The 18334-nt window shown below is 57.3% G+C and carries 15 protein-coding genes; all 15 read right to left on the bottom strand.

Annotated elements, in window-relative coordinates; genetic code table 11:
- The coding region (locus F568_RS0114695; protein WP_019019509.1) for an aldehyde dehydrogenase (NADP(+)) at positions 1–1573 on the bottom strand (1573 nt) is incomplete at its 3' end.
- A 64-nt stretch (positions 1574–1637) separates the two neighbouring features.
- Complete coding sequence (locus tag F568_RS0114690; protein WP_019019508.1) at positions 1638–2393, bottom strand: FadR/GntR family transcriptional regulator; 756 nt, start codon at positions 2391–2393, stop codon at positions 1638–1640.
- Between the two features lie 55 nt (positions 2394–2448).
- On the bottom strand, positions 2449–3774 hold the full coding sequence (locus tag F568_RS0114685; protein ID WP_019019507.1) for an enolase C-terminal domain-like protein: 1326 nt from the start codon (positions 3772–3774) through the stop codon (positions 2449–2451).
- A gap of 45 nt (positions 3775–3819) precedes the next feature.
- Positions 3820–5388 carry a galactarate dehydratase gene (gene garD, locus F568_RS0114680; RefSeq protein ID WP_019019506.1) on the bottom strand — a complete coding sequence of 523 codons (1569 nt, stop codon included), beginning with the start codon at positions 5386–5388 and terminating at the stop codon, positions 3820–3822.
- A gap of 40 nt (positions 5389–5428) precedes the next feature.
- A complete protein-coding gene (locus F568_RS0114675; protein WP_026300566.1) occupies positions 5429–6937 on the bottom strand; it encodes a tripartite tricarboxylate transporter permease in 1509 nt (502 codons plus the stop codon).
- Positions 6938–6954: 17 nt separating this feature from the next.
- Positions 6955–7398: a tripartite tricarboxylate transporter TctB family protein gene (locus tag F568_RS0114670; protein WP_019019504.1), complete on the bottom strand. Its 444-nt coding sequence runs from the start codon at positions 7396–7398 to the stop codon at positions 6955–6957.
- Between the two features lie 102 nt (positions 7399–7500).
- Positions 7501–8556, bottom strand: a complete 1056-nt coding sequence (locus tag F568_RS0114665) for a type 2 periplasmic-binding domain-containing protein (protein ID WP_019019503.1) — start codon at positions 8554–8556, stop codon at positions 7501–7503.
- Positions 8557–8677: 121 nt separating this feature from the next.
- Entirely contained in the window at positions 8678–9595 is a 918-nt protein-coding gene (gene kdgD, locus F568_RS0114660) for a 5-dehydro-4-deoxyglucarate dehydratase (RefSeq protein ID WP_019019502.1), read from the bottom strand.
- Positions 9596–9858: 263 nt separating this feature from the next.
- On the bottom strand, positions 9859–10344 hold the full coding sequence (gene sixA, locus F568_RS0114655; RefSeq protein WP_019019501.1) for a phosphohistidine phosphatase SixA: 486 nt from the start codon (positions 10342–10344) through the stop codon (positions 9859–9861).
- Positions 10341–11402, bottom strand: coding sequence for an NAD(P)H-dependent glycerol-3-phosphate dehydrogenase (locus F568_RS0114650; RefSeq protein WP_019019500.1), 1062 nt, complete (start codon positions 11400–11402; stop codon positions 10341–10343). Before F568_RS0114650 ends, sixA begins: the two co-directional genes overlap by 4 nt.
- A gap of 100 nt (positions 11403–11502) precedes the next feature.
- Complete coding sequence (locus F568_RS0114645; protein WP_019019499.1) at positions 11503–12945, bottom strand: NAD(P)(+) transhydrogenase (Re/Si-specific) subunit beta; 1443 nt, start codon at positions 12943–12945, stop codon at positions 11503–11505.
- Between the two features lie 16 nt (positions 12946–12961).
- Positions 12962–14533, bottom strand: a complete 1572-nt coding sequence (locus tag F568_RS0114640; protein ID WP_019019498.1) for a Re/Si-specific NAD(P)(+) transhydrogenase subunit alpha — start codon at positions 14531–14533, stop codon at positions 12962–12964.
- Positions 14534–15020: 487 nt separating this feature from the next.
- Complete coding sequence (locus F568_RS22965) at positions 15021–15848, bottom strand: protein bax (protein WP_051087975.1); 828 nt, start codon at positions 15846–15848, stop codon at positions 15021–15023.
- Positions 15849–15994: 146 nt separating this feature from the next.
- Positions 15995–17893: a molecular chaperone HtpG gene (gene htpG, locus F568_RS0114630; RefSeq protein WP_019019496.1), complete on the bottom strand. Its 1899-nt coding sequence runs from the start codon at positions 17891–17893 to the stop codon at positions 15995–15997.
- Between the two features lie 88 nt (positions 17894–17981).
- Positions 17982–18311 (bottom strand): YkvA family protein, encoded by a 330-nt coding sequence (locus F568_RS0114625; RefSeq protein ID WP_019019495.1) that lies wholly within the window; start codon positions 18309–18311, stop codon positions 17982–17984.
- Positions 18312–18334 lie beyond the last annotated feature (23 nt).

Raw genomic sequence — 18334 nt, 5'->3', positions numbered from 1 at the left:
CTTCGCGCTTGCCGTCATAGAGCCGCTTGAGCCCCAGCGGGTTGCTCTCCTTGAGCGGCTCGGGCAGCAGCCCTTCCGGCAGCGCCTGGTAGCACACCGGGCGCAGGAAGCGGAAGATCGCCGCGCTACCCACCGAGGTGGTGCGGCTGTCCGAGGTCGCCGGGTACGGCCCGCCGTGAACCATGGCATGGCACACCTCGACCCCGGTCGGCCAGCCGTTGACCAGCACGCGGCCCGCCTTGCGCTCCAGCGTCGGCAGCAGCGCACGCGCCGCGTCGAGGTCGGCATCGTCCATCTGCAACGTGACGGTGAGCTGGCCTTCCAGATGCTCGGCGACCCGCTTCACCTCGGCCGTGTCGTTGCACTCGATGACCAGCGAGGAGGAGCCGAACACCTCTTCCTGCAGGGTTTCTTCGGCCAGGAAGTCGGCCGCCGAGGTCACGAACAGCGCCGACTGGCACTGGTTGGGCGTCTCGCCGACCTGGCCACGCGCCACTTCGCGCACCTTGTCGTGACTCGAGAGCCGACCCACGCCCTGCTGGTAGGCGTCATGGATGCCCGGGGTGAGCATGGTCTGCGACGCGCTCTGCTTGAGCACCTCGCCGGCCTTGGCGACGAAGGCGTCCAGCGCCTCGCCCTTTTCGGCGATGACCAGGCCCGGGTTGGTGCAGAACTGACCGGCGCCCATGTTGAGCGAGGCCACGAAGCCTTCGGCCATCGCCTCGCCACGGGCTTTCAGCGCTGCCGGCAACGGGAACACCGGATTGATCGAACTCATCTCGGCGTAGACCGGGATCGGCTCCTTGCGCTGCTGGGCAATGCGCGCAAGAGCCAGCCCGCCATTGCGTGAGCCGGTGAACCCCACCGCCTTGATGCGCGGGTCAGCAACCAAGGCACCACCGATCTCGTTGCCGGCACCAAACAACAGCGAGAACACGCCCTCCGGCAAACCGCACTTGGCGACGGCCTTCTGCATGGCGCGGCCGACCAGTTCGGAGGTGCCGGGGTGGGCGGGGTGCGCCTTGACGATTACCGGGCAGCCCGCGGCCAGCGCCGAGGCAGTGTCGCCCCCGGCCACGGAGAAGGCCAACGGGAAGTTGCTGGCGCCGAATACGGCGACCGGCCCCAGCGCGATGTGACGCTGACGCAGGTCGGCACGCGGCATCGGCTGGCGGTCGGGCATCGCCGGATCGATACGCACATCAAGCCATTCGCCAGCGCGCACCACGTTGGCGAACAGGCGCAGCTGGCCGCAGGTACGGCCACGTTCGCCCTCGATGCGGGCCTGGGGCAGGCCGGTCTCGGCCACGGCTCGCTCGATGAGCGGCTCGCCCAAGGCTTCGATCTCGCTGGCCACCGTCTCGAGAAACACCGCGCGGTCCTCGAGCGAGGTCTCACGGTAGGTGTCGAATGCGTCCCAGGCGAGCTGGCAGGCTTGGTCGACCTCGGCGGTGCCACCGCCGGCATAGACCGGCTCGAGCTGCTCGCCGGTGGCCGGGTTGACGGCGTGGAAGGTGCCGCTATTGCCAGCGACGGCCTGCTGGCCGATGAGTGATTTGCCTTCCAATGTCATGGAATCCTCCTGTTGAATCGAGCGTCGTAGTAGTCATGCGCATCCTGACCCTTCTTCTTTACGGTCAGACGTCCTGAAACTTGGCATACATGGTCCTGGCCCGGTTGAGGTGCTGATACATCGTCTCGCGCGCCATTTGAGGGTCTCGAGCCAGGATTGCGTCGAGGATATCGGTATGCTCCCCCTCAACCCGAGACAGATACGCCCCTGTCGAAGCGGGGTTGATTTCATCATCGATAAGATTGGCGCGTGGAATCACACGATGACGCAACTGCTCATAGAACGCGGTGAAGCAGGGGTTGCCGGTTGCTGCTGCCACGGCATAGTGAAAAGCGTAGTCCTCCGACTGCGCCAGAGAGGCATCGCTGCACACCTTGATAAAAGCGGTATGCACCTTCAGGAGACGATGGCGATCGTCCCCGTCATGTCGTGAGGCGGCAAGCGCTGCCATCGCCGGCTCGAACTCCATGCGCAGCTCGAGCATATGCAGGATGTCCCCCACCGTGGAAGGGCGAATCTCGCCTACCGGTGTGGACTCGGGTATGGTATCGCGTACTACCGTCGTGCCAACCCCCCTGCGCGTTGCAACCAAGCCCAGCGACTTGAGATGCGCTACCGCCTCACGGATCACCGTACGACTAACCCCGAAGGCTTCGCTGAGCCCGTTCTCGCCCGGCAGTTTCTGGCCGACCGAAATGCTGCCTGCCTTGATCAGCTCTGCCAGCTGGTCGGCCACATATGATGACAGACTGCCCTTGCGTGAGACTCGCTGAATGTTCAGCTGTGCTGCGTTATCCAGCGCTGCAGGTTTGCCAGTCATGACTGCCTTCCTTTGCTTGTCTCTAACCAGGGTTACCCATGAGACGTACGCCGAATCAACGCACCATGGTGGGCTTCTTGGGATCGAAGGTCCATCCAGGAATCAGATACTGCATCGCCATAGCGTCGTTGCGTTGAGTAACATTGAGACTCTTGTATAGAGCGTGGGCTTCGTCGAGCTTCTGCATATCCAGTTCGATACCAAGGCCCGACGCCTCAGGCACACGCAGCTTGCCGTCGCGGATCTGGAACGGCTCCTTGGTGATGCGCTGACCGTCCTGCCAGATCCAGTGCGTGTCGATGGCTGTAATATCGCCCGGGCAGGCGGCGGCTACATGAGTCATCATGGCCAGCGAGATGTCGAAATGGTTGTTGCTGTGCGAGCCCCAGGTCATGCCCCACTCGTTGCAGAGTTCACCCACCGCGACGGCTCCCTGCATGGTCCAGAAGTGGCAGTCGGCCAGAGGGATGTCCACGGCGTTGAGCTGTACTGCATACTGTAGCTGCTTGAAGTCGGTCGCGATCATGTTGGTCGCGGTGGGCAAGCCAGTACGCTTTTTGAATTCGGCCATGGTCTCGCGACCAGAGTAGCTCTCTTCCTGGCCGCACGGATCTTCGGCATAGCTCAGCAGGTCGCGGATTGGCGTCAGCACACGTACCGCCTCATCCAGCTTCCACGCCCCGTTGGGGTCAAGGGTCAGGCGCGCCTCGGGAAATGCCTCGTACAGCGCACGGATGCAGTCCGCCTCTTCCTCGCCGCGTAGTACGCCGCCCTTGAGCTTGAAGTCCTTGAAGCCATAACGGTCGAACGCCGCCTTGGCCAGGTTGGCGACGGCCTCGGGCGTCAAGGCCTCGCGGCAGCGCACCTCGTCCCAGGCATCCCGGGGATCGTTCGGCTTGGGATATGGCAGGTCGGTCTTGTCCGGATCCCCGAGCAGGAACAGGTAGCCCAGAGCTTCAACCTCGTCGCGCTGACGCCCGTACTGACCCAGCAGATCCGCCACCGGCATGTTCATGGCCTGGCCGAACAGATCGAACAGCGCCGACTCGATGGCCGTCAATACATGCACCCCGACGCGCAGGTCGAAGGTCTGGCGGCCACGCTCCTCGCGGCCATTGCCGGCCAGCAACAGGCGGCAACGGTTAAGGGTGCGCTTGACGTCGTTGACCGCCGCCCCTTCCACCAAGGGGCGACACTGCTCCAGCCCCTTGAGAATGCCTTCGCTGGAAGGGATCTCTCCGACCCCCTGGTTGCCGTCGTTGTCTTCCAGGATCACCACACAGCGCACAAACCAAGGGGCGTGCCCACCGCTCAGGTTGAGAAGAAAGCTATCGTAACCGGCGACCGGGACCACGCGCATGCTTTTGACGGTTGGAAACATGATTATCGATTCCTAAATATAAGTAGTGACGAATAACAGGACCGCTTAGGTGACTGGCGCCGGATTGAACAATACAAGGTCGTTATGCAGGCCTAGCCGATCGGCCGCCACGAGCTTCCTGCCGCTGGCCACATCCAGAATCAGATGAAAAAGCTCCCACCCAATGTCCTCGATACTGGCGTCTCCAGTGGCGATGCGCCCCGCATCCAGGTCTATGATGTCGTGCCAGCGCTGACTGAGCGCAGTATTGGTAGCGACCTTGATGACCGGCACCATGGGCAAGCCGTACGGTGTCCCCCGCCCTGTCGTGAAGACTTGAAGGTTCATCCCTGCTGCGAGTTGGAGTGTGCCGCAAATGAAATCGCTGGCCGGCGTCGCGGCGAAGGTCAGGCCCCGCTTGCGTATCCTCTCTCCCGGCCCGATGACGTCCACGATGGGGCTGTTCCCGGATTTGATAATGGAGCCCAGCGCCTTTTCCACGACATTACTCAAGCCACCACGCTTGTTGCCGGGGGATGGGTTCGCACTACGGTCCGCCTGCCCCTGCTCCAGGTAATTGTCATACCAGGCCATCTGATCAAGCAGCGCCTGCCCTACCTCTGTACTGACGGCGCGAGGCGTCAACAGGTGGATAGCGTCGCGGACCTCCGTGACTTCGGAAAACATGACGCTACCACCGGCCCGTACGATCAGGTCAGTGGCAAACCCTACGGCCGGATTGGCGGTAACACCGGAGAAGGCGTCACTCCCGCCGCACTGCATACCCACGACCAGCTCCGATGCCGGGCAGGTCTCACGCTGTCGACGATTCAGCTTTTCGAGATGACGCTCAGCCATGTCCAGGATGCCATCGACCATGTCACCGAAGCCGGAAAAGCTTTCGTCCTGCAGGCTCAGAACATTCGCACCGGGATCCGCCGCCTCGGTATTTTCGTAGATCCTGACCGGCTGATCAGTTAGCAGGGCCGAAGGTTGCAGCTTTTCGCAACCCAGACCGATGACCATGACCTCACCGCCGAAATTGGGGTTAAGCGAAATATTTTTCAGCGTGCGAATCGGCACGATCGCAGCAGGCGCGTTGATGGCCACACCGCACCCATAGCTATGATTAAGCGCCACGACATCGTCGACATTGGGGTAGTTGGGCAGCAACTCACTCTTGATGCGTCGGACCACGTAATCGGTAGTCCCTGCGACACACTGCACACTGGTAGTAATCCCTAATACATTCTTGGTGCCTACCGAGCCATCGGCATTGCGAAAGCCTTCGAAGGTATACCCTTCGAGAGCCTCAGCCTCCGGTGCGGAACGCCTCGCTAAAGGCATGTCCTGCAGAGCCGGGGCGTTGGGCAGCTTCACACTGGTCTCGTTGACATGATCACCTCTGGCAATGTCGCAAGCTGCTGTACCAATGATTTCGCCATAGCGAATAATCGGATCACCAATGGCGATAGGAAACAACGCAACCTTATGGCCTTGAGGTATAGCCATATTCAGTGTTGTGCCGTCCTGCAGGCTAGTGCCTTCAGAAAGCCCCCCACGCTCTACAACAATCGCCACATTGTCCTTTTCATGCACCTTGATCATGCGGCTTTTTTCCTGATCGATGCTCATGCAACCCCTCCGTAATTCATATCGCCACCCCTCACCTTGCCTAGCTGTAGGAGGCCAGGCTTTCTTTCTTCCGTGCGCGAAGCCTGATATAGATGGAGAAAGCTAGCGAGAGCACAATAAGCGCCCAAAGAAAGACTGCGATGGGACTTTTCGTGAAGAAAACTGTCAGGGTTCCATAGGATTCGAGGCTCTTGACGAAGTAGACTTCAGCCGACCCACCCAGAATGAAGCCAATGATGAGCGGCACAAGCTCGATACCCACCTTGGTTGCGATATAACCGAAGACGCCGAAGATTAACAAAGTCCAGACATCGAACATGATGCCGTAATTGATCGCGTAAGCACCGACAACGCACATCATGACAATGATGGGGTAGAGAATATGCTTTGGTACTTCGATCACCTTGGCGATATATCTGATAGCAAAGAACATGATGCCGAACATGACTAGGTTAGCTAGCACCAGTGCGGCAATCATGATGTACCAAGTATCGAGGTTATCCCCGATGAAGAGTGGCCCTACTTGAATGCCTTGCAACGTGAATGCACCAATCAGGATCGCTGTCGTCGAATCACCAGGAATGCCGAGTGAAAGCAAGGGCACCAGCGCTCCCCCGGTCAAGGCATTATTGGATGACTCAGAAGCCACGAGCCCTTGGGGCGCACCATTGCCCATCTGGGAGGAATCTCTGGAAAAGTTTTTTTCTTGGGTATAAGCCAGCACTGAAGCGGCACTACCGCCAACACCGGGAAGCATCCCGACAAACGTGCCGATCGAGGAAGAACGCACTAGGTTGGTCAGTTGGCCTTTGAAAACATTGAAAGAGAAACGCGACCCTGTGGTCAATTTAATGGTAGGGCTGGCGGCATCGCCTTTGAAGCCTTTTTCTGCATCCTGCAGAATCGTTGTAATGCCGAATATGCCGATCAGTACCGGCAGCAGCGAAAAGCCACTGACAAGATAGTACTCCATAAAATCGAACATAAGGCGAGTTTCACCATTCCCGCCATCGGTAATTTCATAAGTCCCGATCAGGCTAAGCCATACACCAAGCACGCCGCTGAAGATACCCATCAACATATTTTTAGTCAGTGAGGCGATGACAGTCAGCGCCAGAAAAATAATGAGAAATTTTTCCACATAGGAAAACTTTATCGCAAAGTCTGCAAGCAAGGGGGCAAAATAGAAGAGCACGCCAGCACTAAACAAACCGCCAAAAAGCGAAGCGACAATGCTAATCTTAAGTGCGCGTTCGCCCTCGCCTTTTTTGGCCATAGGGTAACCATCAAACGTTGTCGTTATCGATGAAGGCGTTCCTGGGATATTTAATAATACTGCGGGCACCATACCTCCTGAGATGCCTCCAACATAGAGGCCAAGAAGCAAGGCTAAACCATTGGTCAGATCAAGCGCATAGGTCAGTGGCAGGCAGACAGCGACCGCCATCGTAGCAGTCATGCCGGGAATCGCGCCAAAAATCACTCCAACCAAGGCCCCGGCGACTATTAGTACAAAAAACATTGGGCTTAGATAAGACAGAAATTCCATAGCTTTTTACTCTGCCGTCAAGGGAGTGTGATTCTGAACAACTGAGATAGGACGTACCAGGCCAAGACTGGCGCAACAACAGCATTTATAGCTATCACCAAAAGATTCTTCTTTGTCTTTTCTTCCACATAAAGCACGGACAAAACAAAGATGAACGGTATAGAAACGAAAAGGAACCCATAACCGGTATTGGGGAAGACATTTCCCACCACCGCCATTAGATAAAAGTAAATGACAATTAAAAAGATAGTGCCAAAGAATCTCTTTCTATCAAACCCTTCGTTTCCATGCATGACGGCTTGTCCGGCGCGCCGCAATGCAGGAGTAACTTTTTTTGCTTTGATCAAGACAATAAGCGCAAACAGCCCTAACAAAACCCAAGTCACTATCCTTGGGAAGAACAAATGCGACTCTTCGAAAGCAATGGACACTTCGAACAAGGATAGAAACTGGCTTTCCATATACCCCCCACTTCACTTTGCCGTCAAGCAATGTTTACAATCCGCTTTTTGAGCACAAACCATATAATCGCCACCAAGCCTGGCTTGGTGGCGGCATGCAACTTACTTTATGTTCTCTATAATGGTTTTGTACTGGTCACGCTTATCTTCAAGATAAGCCTGTGCTTCGCTGGACGGCTTGAAGTTAGGAATGAAGAAAGATTTCTTCTGTTGCTCCTGAATACTGCCCTCTGCATAGATTTCTTCGAGCGCGTTATCGATGCACTCTACCGCCTTCGGGTCCATGTCCTTGTTATAAAGGAAGAAGAATTCCTTATCGAAAGTGAAATTCTGAGAGTCGTCCTGGGGGACTGTTACGTTGGGATTGACGTACTGAAGAAGATCTTTTTGTGACGTCTTACCCATTCCCTCTTCATTGGTCTGCTTGATCGTGTCGTTTCTGGCTGTCAACCAGACAAAGCGCATTGCCTTCTGGTCATCAGCCGGCAATCGGGTGTACTGCTCGTTCGCCTGTACCGAGCCATTGATGACGTCAGCCATGTCATCGAAGAGCAGTTGGTTTTTATCAGCTTGTGACCCGGTGTTTACGGCTACGACATTGCCTTCCTTACCCGGGTGCTCAATCTTCACTGCGTTTTTCAACGCACTGAAGCCAATCTCAGAGACACCGCCCGGCTGAATGGCAACGCGTATTTCCTTACCTTCACCCGCCGCAGCGATAACGTCATCAATGTTCTGGTAAGGCGAATCCTTGGGCACCAGGTAAGCGTTGCCAGGGTTAATCGCGACTGTCGGTCCTACGGTGTATTTCTCGAATATATTGTCGTATCCCTTGACCCCGTAAAGGTTACCCAGGTACGCCTGATCATGGAAAATCATGACAGTATTGCCATTACGGCTCCGATCTAGCGCACGAAACCCCGCCATGGCGCCAACGGCATCCACCTTGGCATTGATATCCAGCTTCTTGGCCAGGTGATCGGCGACGATGCTTGAGTTCTGGTACGTATCACCGCCGGTTGAGGTAGAGCCAATGACTACACGCAAATTGCCGGGGATCGGACAGTCTGCCGCGAAACTCGACATGGAGGCACCAGCAGTCCCTGCAATCGCTACAGCACAGACAAGCTTCCGAAGATGGTTTTTCATGTTTGTCATAATCTTTCTTCCTTTGGCTTGGCGTTTGTGAGGCCTTGTATATTATGTTGCCCTTAGGCCAGACCTCTCTTTGATGGTCGGATTCACTTATTGTCGTTTCTAGCGAACCTGACCAAAGCACTTACAAGCTGTTGGCTGTACCGATGAGCCTCTCCAGTACATTCCGTTCTTCTGACGTTGGCATCTCGAGCGGCGCCCTCACCGAGCCCGCCGGACGACCGATCAGATCGGCCCCCGCCTTGATCAGGCTGACCGCATAGCCCTTCTTGGTGTCACGCAAGTTGACGAAGGGAATGAAGAACTCGTTGGTGATTTTCTTGACGGTGGCCGAGTCGCCCTGACGCAGCGCCTTGTAAAACTTGACTGCCATCTCCGGCACGAAATTGAACACTGCCGAGGAGTAGGTATTCACCCCGATGGAAAAATACGCCTCGGCAAAGATTTCCGCGGTCGGCACGCCACCCACGTAGACCAGGCGATCCCCGACGGTCTTGATGATCTTGTTGAGCAACTGGATGTCGCCCTTCCCGTCCTTCAAGCCGATCAAGTTCGGGCAGGCATCGGCAAGTTTCTGGACCGCATCAGCCTCAAGCACGCCATTACCACGGTTGTAGTAGATGACATTGATAGTCGTGGAATCGCAGATCTGACGTGCATATTCCACCAGCCCATCCTGCGGACACTCGGTCAGGTAGGGAGGCATGAGCAGGATACCGTCGGCGCCGGCTTCCTCGGCGACTCTGGCGAAGGCCTTGCCGCTGCCTACGCTCAATCCGGCGCTGGCAATGACTGGCAGCTTTCCGTTGACCGTCTTGACGGCCAGGGTAACGACTTCACGAAACTCATCCAGCGTCAGGTTGAAGAACTCGCCGGTTCCGCCGGCCACGAACACGGCGGAGATGTCATGACTGGTGAACCATTCGAGGCGCTTGCGGTAGCTCTCGGGGTCAAAGCTGCCGTTGGCATCGAAGTCAGTGATAGGAAACGAAAGCAGGCCATCCCCAACCGCTTTCATGACATCGTCTCTGGTGAAGTTCACAAATGATTCCTCTTGCTCATGCAATGCTTGGCGAAACCAGAATTCCGGCGCGATAGTTTGTGTGCTTACAAGGTGTCATACATCATACAAGAACAAACCTATAGGCTGGCGCGGACACGGGCAATGCGACTTACGTCTTGCTAGACGAAAGGACAAGAAACCAAAAGTCAGAAATCACTGCTTGCTCCGGCATGCAGGCTCATACCAGAAGCGAAACTTTGCAGACATGCAGTGTGAAGAAATAGCCTGCGAAAGCCTTCGGCTCAGGTCAGCTCCGCAGGATGACGGAACACACGCAGCTGGGCACAACCCGCCGCCCAAACCTCCGCCTCCAACCCAGCGACGGCTGCTGTCGGCATGGGCAGGCTGCTTCGAGAATCACCTTCAACGAGGCGTCCTGTCAGCGCACCAACCAGCGGCATATGGCTGACCAGCAGCCAAGACGACGCCATCGCATGTGCCTGCAGCCAATCTATTACCGGCTCGACGGGGTCATCCGGAGTGATCAGAGCCAGTTCCTGTACCGGCTTGGCAAGTTGTTCGGCGACAATCGCCGCCGTCTGCTGGGCACGCCTGTAGGGACTCGCAGCAATCTGCAACCGGGCCAGTTGCGCATCATCCAGCGTCTCGGCAAGCCACGTCGCCATGCGGGCCACTTCCCAACGCCCGGTGTCGCTCAGGGGGCGTTGCGGGTCGGGATGCCCAGGTGCCGCCTGGCCGTGACGCATGATCCAGAGCGATAGGCTCACGAGTCCCCCTCCAGGCGTCGGGCGTGCTTGACATCCTCGCGGGAGAGCGTGAATTCGACATCACTGCTCTGCTCATTCAGCATCAGCAATTTGGCCATGTCGCGAGCCGGAACATTATTGAACAGCACTTGGTACAACCCCTCGGCCAATGGCATGTAAATACCTTCCTGTCGCGCCTTGGCACACACCAGGCTAACGGTATTCACACCCTCGGCAACCTGACCCAAGGCATCGACAGCTTCGTCGAGCGTGCGCCCTTGCCCCATGGCATAGCCAACCCGGTAGTTACGCGAGCGGTTGGAGGAACATGTCACGATGAGGTCGCCGACGCCAGCCAAACCGATGAAGGTCATGGGGTTAGCTCCCAGGGCAACGGCGAAGCGGCTCATCTCGGCTAACGCCCGGGTCATAAGCATGCTGCGAGTGTTCTCTCCCATACCCAAGGAAGCGGCCATACCGGCGGCAATGGCATAGATATTCTTGAGCGCACCCCCCAGCTCGACCCCGTAACGGTCATTGCTGGCATAGACGCGGAAATAGTCGCAACCCAGCGTCGTCTGCACACGCGCTCGTGTCAAAGCGTCATCGCTGGCTATCACCGTCGCTGTGAGCTGCTTCTCTGCGATCTCCGCGGCCAGATTGGGACCTGACAATACGCCAATGTGAGAGAAGCCGGTTTCTTCCTCAAGGATTTGGCTCATCAGCTTGAAGCCGTCTTCCTGAATTCCCTTGGTGGTACTGACCAGTATCTGGCGTTGGTGCAGCCAAGGGCGGGCTTGCCGAACAACGGCCCGGAACGCCTTCGAGGGAATCGCGACGAAGACCAATTCAGCACCATCGAGCACCGACCGCATGTCGCTCGAGGCCACCACGGCGGGATTGATGTCGAAGTCAGGAAGGTAGCGGGAATTACGGTGATCACGGTTGATCTTTTCGACCAGGGCCTCGTCACGAAGCCATTGCCGCACCGTTGCCCCATTGTCTGCGGCGATGCTGGCCAGTGCCGTGCCGAAGCTTCCTCCGCCCAGTACGGCTACCTTCAGGCGATCTTCTGTCATGCTTGGTCCCTAGACGCCAAATGTTAGACATCATTGTAACGAAAAACGCCCCGCTTGGCGGGGCGTCTCTCTGGAGCCGATGTCCTGGCTGTGTATGCTCTTAATCGATCAATGGCACCAGGGAATCGATACTGGATTTGGCATCGCCGTACAGCATGCGGGTGTTCTCCTTGAAGAACAGGGGATTCTCGATACCGGAGTAACCGGTCCCCTGCCCGCGTTTACAGACGAATACCTGCTTGGCTTCCCAGACCTTGAGTACCGGCATGCCGGCGATAGGACTGTTAGGATCCTCCTGGGCGGCCGGATTGACGATGTCATTGGACCCAATGACGATAACCACATCGGTCTCGGCAAAGTCATCGTTGATTTCATCCATCTCCAGCACGATGTCGTAGGGCACCTTGGCCTCGGCCAACAATACGTTCATGTGCCCTGGCAGACGCCCCGCCACCGGGTGGATACCGAAACGTACGGTCTTGCCGGCAGCACGCAGCTTACGAGTCAACTCGCTTACCGCATTCTGCGCCTGGGCGACGGCCATGCCATAGCCCGGCACGATGATCACGCTGTCGGCATCATTGAGCGCGTTGGCAACTCCATTGGTGTCGATGGCCACTTGCTCGCCCTCGATCTCCGCTGCCGGTCCCTTGCTGCCGCCGAAACCGCCAAGAATCACGTTGACGAAGTTGCGGTTCATTGCCTTGCACATGATGTACGAGAGTATGGCGCCCGACGAGCCCACCAGCGCCCCGGTGACGATCAGCAAGTCATTGGACAGGGTGAAGCCGATCGCGGCTGCCGCCCAGCCGGAGTAGCTGTTGAGCATGGAGACCACCACCGGCATGTCGGCTCCGCCGATACCCATGATCAGGTGGTAACCAATGAAGAAGGCCAGCAACGCCAGTAACAGCAGCGTCCAGAACCCCGCTCCGTTCAGATACAGGATGGCCAAGATGAGTGACAGTATGGCCGCCCCGGCATTGAGCCAATGCCCGCCGGGCAATTGACGCGGCTTGCCGTTGACCTTGCCGGCGAGCTTGCCGAAGGCGATTACCGATCCGGTGAACGTCACCGCACCGATGAACACGCCCAGCACCACTTCGACCTGCAGGAAGGTCAGCTCGGCGGGAGTCTTCTCAGCCACCAGGGCAGCGAAGGCGGAAAAGCCATCGGTGCCACGCTCGGCAAGTTGGGCGGCCAGTACGCGACGTCGCTCGAGGTCGGCATTGAAACCAACGAAGACTGCGGCCAGACCGACAAAGGAGTGCAGCGCCGCCACCAACTGCGGCATCTCCGTCATGTCGACCTTCTTGGCAACATAGACACCAATCACGGCACCGATGATCATCATCGGCAACATCCACCAGTAACCCCCGATGCCTGGCCCAAGGGCGGTGAAAAATACCGCAATGGCCATACCGGCGATGCCGTACCAGACGGCTCGCTTGGCCTTTTCCTGATTACTCAATCCACCCAGTGAAAGGATGAACAACACACTTGCCGCAATTGCCGCGGCAGAAACGAACTCTTGTCCCAACATATCGTATCTCCGCGGTTCAGGATTTCTGGAACATGGCCAGCATCCGGCGTGTCACCAGGAAGCCGCCCACGATATTGATAGTGGCGATCAAAACCGAGAATCCAGCCAGCAAGCCGACCAGCCAACTGCCGGAGCCAATCTGCAAGATCGCCCCAAGCACGATGATGCCGGAAATGGCATTGGTCACCGCCATCAATGGTGTGTGCAGCGAATGACTGACATTCCAGATGACCTGGAAACCTACGAAGCAGGACAGAACGAAAACGATAAAGTGCTGCATGAACGATGCCGGTGCGACCAGCCCAAGCAGCCACATCAATACTCCTCCGGCCGCCAGCAGCCCAACCTGCCGCTTGGTCTGCGCCACGAAGGACGCATGCTCGGCGGCTTTCTTCTCCTCCGGGGTTGGCTCCTTGGGTCTTTCCTTCGGCTTGGCAGCCCCGATGGCCTTCACCTTGGGCGGCGGTGGCGGGAAAGTAATCTCACCTTGGTGGGTTACCGTAGCGCCACGAATGACGTCGTCGTCCATGTTGTGGACGATGGTGCCATCCTTTTCAGGCGTGAGGTCCGTGAGCATGTGCCGAACGTTGGTTGCATACAACAACGAGGCTTGTGTCGCCATGCGCGACGGAAAGTCGGTATAGCCGACCACGATGACACCGTTATCAGTGACGATGCGCTCGTCAGGCACGGTAAGATCGCAATTTCCGCCTTTCTCTGCGGCGAGATCAACGATCACCGAGCCTGGCTTCATGGCCTCGACCATGTCCTTGAGCCAAAGCTTGGGTGCCGGCTTGCCAGGAATCAGTGCGGTGGTAATGACAATATCGACGTCCGGCGCCTGCTCACGGAACAAGGCCAGCTGCTTTTCGCGAAACTCAGGGCTGGACGGCTTGGCATATCCCCCGCTTTCAGAACCGTCCGTGCTGTCCTCGAAGTCCAGAAACAGGAATTCGGCGCCCATAGACTCGATCTGCTCAGCGACTTCGGGACGCACGTCGAAAGCGCGTACCACAGCACCAAGGCTAGTCGCCGTACCGATGGCAGCCAGGCCGGCGACCCCCGCCCCCACAACCAGGACCTTGGCGGGTGGCACCTTGCCAGCCGCCGTGACCTGACCGGTGAAGAAGCGTCCGAACTGGTTGCCCGCCTCGATAACTGCGCGATAACCGGCAATATTGGCGGTACTCGACAGGGCATCCATCTTCTGGGCACGGGATATACGCGGCACCATATCCATCGCGATGACGCTGGCACCCTTGCCCGTGCACCGCTCAAGCATTGCCTCGTTCTGCGCCGGCCAGAAGAAGGAGATCAACGTCTGTCCTTCGCGTAGTCGATCGGCTTCTTCCTCGGAGGGTTCGCGTACCTTGATTACGATATCAACGGCATCCCATAGTGCCTGGGCGCCTTCGATGACTGTGACGCCGACATCGCGGTAGGCTTCGTCATTGAAACCCGCCGCCTCACCGGCGCCGGCTTCGACAAAGCATTCGTGGCCCAGCTTCTGAATCTGCTGTGCGCTCTCGGGAGTCAGCGCTACACGCGCCTCCCCCCGAGCCGTTTCCTTGGGTGCACCGATCTTCACACCAACCCCCTTGCATTTCCATGGTCGTAAGAGATGCCGGTCCCGCTGCCTTGCGTCCCTATGGTTCTTTGCATTCCGCCGCTCCCTGGTTCATCCATCATGGCGCAAACATTCCCGTTGCGCCGCGGTTGACGACACAAGCCCTTCAAAGCAATAAAAATAGCTTTTATAAAATGCAGAAAACATCTGGGGTGTGCAACAAAAAACCTTTATATACAAGTGCTTATATTATTCATAACAGTACCCTTATAGCTGAATACCAAGTTAACCCTTTGTTTTAAAAAGAAACACCACTTGTTTCACACCTCTAGAATGGCTTATGGAAACTATAAATAAAACGTTATTTATTAGCCGACACCAAGAATGGTAGCCAAAAGAAACAAGACTGAGATGCAAGACACCTCTCAGGATGAAACGATCTTTTGCCAACTCATAAAAAACCGCTCCCAAAGGAGCGGTTTTGTAAGGTAAAGGTCTGATATGAGCGTCAGGCAGTCTTGTCGGAGCGATGTCGGTGAATCAGATCATTATTGGTTCGCAACAATGACAGCAGCACATCCTGGTAATCGTGACGTGTCGCATACCCTTCCAGAGCACCAATCAGAGCCTCGGCAGTCACGGGACGGCCCTGGGCGATCAACCGCGCACGACGCTCACGCAATTGCGTATACGCCTCATGGGTGTTGAGGTTATGCAGGTAGGTACGCACGGCATCGCGGACGGTATCGAATGCACTGTATTGACGACCGCTGCCGGCCTGGGCGAGACCACAGCCATCCTTGAAACAGCGTAGGCCAAACAGGTTATTGCCTTGACGAGCGAAACGAGACGTCCCCCAACCGGACTCCTCGATGGCCTGAATGATTACCATGGATAGAGGAATGGTGTTGACACGCTCGAGCAGCGCTTCCGAAACACGCTGGTTACGGCACGTCATGTCATATTCCTGACATAGCGCTGCCAGCCGTTTCCGCTCCTTGGTGGACCGAACCACGCCACGAGCTTGTACCGTTTCCAGCCATTCACGCTGCGCGGCGATGCGCGCGTTTTCGGCTTCGACCAAGGGCACCAGCAATTTCAAGAAGACCTGTTTACGAACCGGGCCGGCCGGGTAATCCCGTAAATCGGGCAGTTCGCTGACAGGATCTATATCGCTCTGGGGTAGAGCCTGCTGAGTTATCGTTTCGGCTCTCGTTTCCCATGTCGACTCGGCCTGAGCCGTCATGGGAAAGGGAGCAACGCCGACACCGAGACACGCCGTTAACGCCAGAATTGCCGTGACTCGAGGTCGTCTCCTGAGACGACATCGACGCATGGGAGTGCACTCCAAATGTAAGGAATCTGGAGTCTACCAAGGGAAAGCGAAAACACCGAGTTTTTTTTGCGGCACCGCAAAACGACCCGGCCGGCCTCAGAGGCCGGCCGGGTTAGCATCGACTTACGTAACAGTCATGGACGTAGTCAGGCCGTCAACAGAGCATTGAGGCGTTTGACATAAGCAGCCGGATCGTTGAGATGGCCACCCTCGGCAATGATTGCCTGGTCGAGCAGGATGCGCGCCAGATCTCCGAAGCGGTCGTCCTCGGCTGTTTCGAGACGCGTCACCAGGGCATGTTCCGGGTTGAGTTCAAGAATCGGCTTGACCTCGGGAACCGGCTGGCCAGCCGCTTCCATGATACGCCGCATCTGGAAGCCCATATCGTGCTCGGAGAGCACCACGCAAGCCGGCGAATCGGTCAGGCGGTGGGTGACCCTCACCTCCTGAACTTCGTCACCGAGCGCCTCCTTGACGCGCTTGACCAGATCCTCCTTGGCCTTGGCGGTTACCTCCTGGGCCTGCTTCTCTTCTTCGCCCTCGATGTCACCCAGGTCCAGGTTGCCCTTGGCCACGTCAGCGAGCGACTTGCCGTCATACTCGGTGAGGTGGCTCATCAGCCATTCGTCGATACGGTCGTGCAGCAGCAGGACTTCAACGCCCTTCTTGCGGAAGATCTCCAGATGCGGGCTGTGCTTGGCCGCATTGAAGCTGTCGGCGATGATGTAGTAAATCTTCTGCTGGCCTTCCTTCATGCGCGATACGTAATCGGCCAAGGACTGGTCTTGTACCGTCGTATCGGTGTACGTGGTAGAGAAGCGCAGCAGATCGGCGATCTTGTCGCGGTTGGCGTAGTCTTCCGCCGGGCCTTCCTTTAGCACTGAGCCGAAGGCGTTCCAGAAGGCTTGATAGCCCTCCTTGTCCTTGGCCAGTTTCTTGAGCATGTCTAGGGCACGCTTGGTCAAAGCCGACTTCATCTTGTCGACCTGCGGGTCCTTCTGCAGCAACTCGCGGGAGACATTCAGCGATAGGTCCTTGGTGTCGACCACGCCCTTGACGAAGCGCAGGTACAGCGGCAGGAACTGCTCGGCGTCGTCCATGATGAACACACGCTGTACGTAGAGGCGCACGCCACGCGAGCCATCCCGCTCATACAGATCGAACGGCGCACGGCCGGGCACGTACAGAAGGCTGGTGTACTCGAGCTTGCCTTCGACCTTGTTGTGGCTCCAAGTCAACGGATCGCTGAAGTCGTGGGCGATATGCTTGTAGAACGCCTTGTATTCATCGTCGCTGACCTCGGACTTGGGCCGCACCCATAGCGCCTGAGCCTCGTTGACGGTCTCCCAGGTCGTGACCTCGCTACCTTCGACCTCGTTGCCCTCATCGTCCTTGGCCGTTTCGGTCTTGGGCATGCGTACCGGGACTTCGATGTGGTCGGAGTACTTGCGCACCAGATTCCTGAGCCTGAAGTCGTCGGCAAACTCTTTGGCGTCCTTCTTGAGGTGCAGGATGATCTCGGTACCACGCTCGGCCTTATCGATATCGGCAATGGTGAACTCACCTTCGCCCTTGGAGCGCCACTCCACGCCCTCCTCGGCATCGGCGCGGCGGGTACGCACGGTCACCTCATCGGCCACGATGAAGCCGGAATAGAAGCCCACCCCAAACTGACCGATCAGCTTGGCGTCCTTCTGCTGCTCACCGGAAAGCTGCTTAAGGAACTCGGCAGTACCACTTTTGGCGATGGTGCCCAGGTTCCGGATCACCTCATCGCGACTCATGCCGATGCCGTTATCACGCACCGTGACGGTACCGGCCTTGGTATCGTGCTCGATCTCGATACGCAGGTCGCTGTCGCTGCCGTAAAGCGCATCGTTGTCCAACGCCTCATAGCGCAGCTTGTCGCAGGCATCGGCCGCGTTGGAAATCAGTTCGCGAAGGAAAATTTCCCGGTTGGAATACAGGGAGTGGATCATCAGATGAAGCAACTGCTTGACTTCAGTCTGAAAGCCTAGCGTTTCTTCATGGGTGGCAGTGGTCATTTGGCAAGCCCCTCACGGTGTTGACAAGCGTTTCGTCACCGATATGGGGATTGCCTGATGATTTTCAAGCGCTTGGCCGGCACTGATCTTACTGGCGAGGCTCTGGAGGGTTGTCGATATCGATGCCCTTCCAGCGCCGGTAGTCGCTCAGTGCAGTATCCACCCGCGCCAGCAACCAGCCAACAATGACCACGTCATCGAGGATGCCGATCAACATCAGCATTTCGGGTATCAGATCCAAGGGGGAAAGCAGATATACCAACGCCAGGGCCATCCAACCGAACGCCGGCCAGGGTGCTGGCCGATAACGCCCACTGAAGACATCGGCACACATTGGCAGAAACAAGCGGAACGCCCGTGCGATGCGCGACAAGGCCCCAGCGCGGTGTTTGAGACGAGAAAGTTTGAACAGGGACATTGCGTGGTTCTCCGCATCGTCGA

This window comes from Modicisalibacter luteus DSM 23508 (assembly GCF_000378505.1).
Taxonomy (GTDB): domain Bacteria; phylum Pseudomonadota; class Gammaproteobacteria; order Pseudomonadales; family Halomonadaceae; genus Modicisalibacter; species Modicisalibacter luteus.
Note: the sequence above shows the minus strand (reverse complement) of the source record. Positions and strands in the feature narration are given on the sequence as shown.

Coding starts and splice junctions, on each gene's coding strand:
- F568_RS0114670 (WP_019019504.1), bottom strand. CDS start 7,398: ATGGAAAGCCAGTTTCTATCCTTGTTCGAAGTGTCCATTGCTTTCGAA.
- F568_RS0114645 (WP_019019499.1), bottom strand. CDS start 12,945: ATGTTGGGACAAGAGTTCGTTTCTGCCGCGGCAATTGCGGCAAGTGTG.
- F568_RS0114665 (WP_019019503.1), bottom strand. CDS start 8,556: ATGACAAACATGAAAAACCATCTTCGGAAGCTTGTCTGTGCTGTAGCG.
- F568_RS0114650 (WP_019019500.1), bottom strand. CDS start 11,402: ATGACAGAAGATCGCCTGAAGGTAGCCGTACTGGGCGGAGGAAGCTTC.
- garD (WP_019019506.1), bottom strand. CDS start 5,388: ATGAGCATCGATCAGGAAAAAAGCCGCATGATCAAGGTGCATGAAAAG.
- F568_RS0114690 (WP_019019508.1), bottom strand. CDS start 2,393: ATGACTGGCAAACCTGCAGCGCTGGATAACGCAGCACAGCTGAACATT.
- F568_RS0114685 (WP_019019507.1), bottom strand. CDS start 3,774: ATGTTTCCAACCGTCAAAAGCATGCGCGTGGTCCCGGTCGCCGGTTAC.
- F568_RS22965 (WP_051087975.1), bottom strand. CDS start 15,848: ATGCGTCGATGTCGTCTCAGGAGACGACCTCGAGTCACGGCAATTCTG.
- F568_RS0114625 (WP_019019495.1), bottom strand. CDS start 18,311: ATGTCCCTGTTCAAACTTTCTCGTCTCAAACACCGCGCTGGGGCCTTG.
- htpG (WP_019019496.1), bottom strand. CDS start 17,893: ATGACCACTGCCACCCATGAAGAAACGCTAGGCTTTCAGACTGAAGTC.
- F568_RS0114675 (WP_026300566.1), bottom strand. CDS start 6,937: ATGGAATTTCTGTCTTATCTAAGCCCAATGTTTTTTGTACTAATAGTC.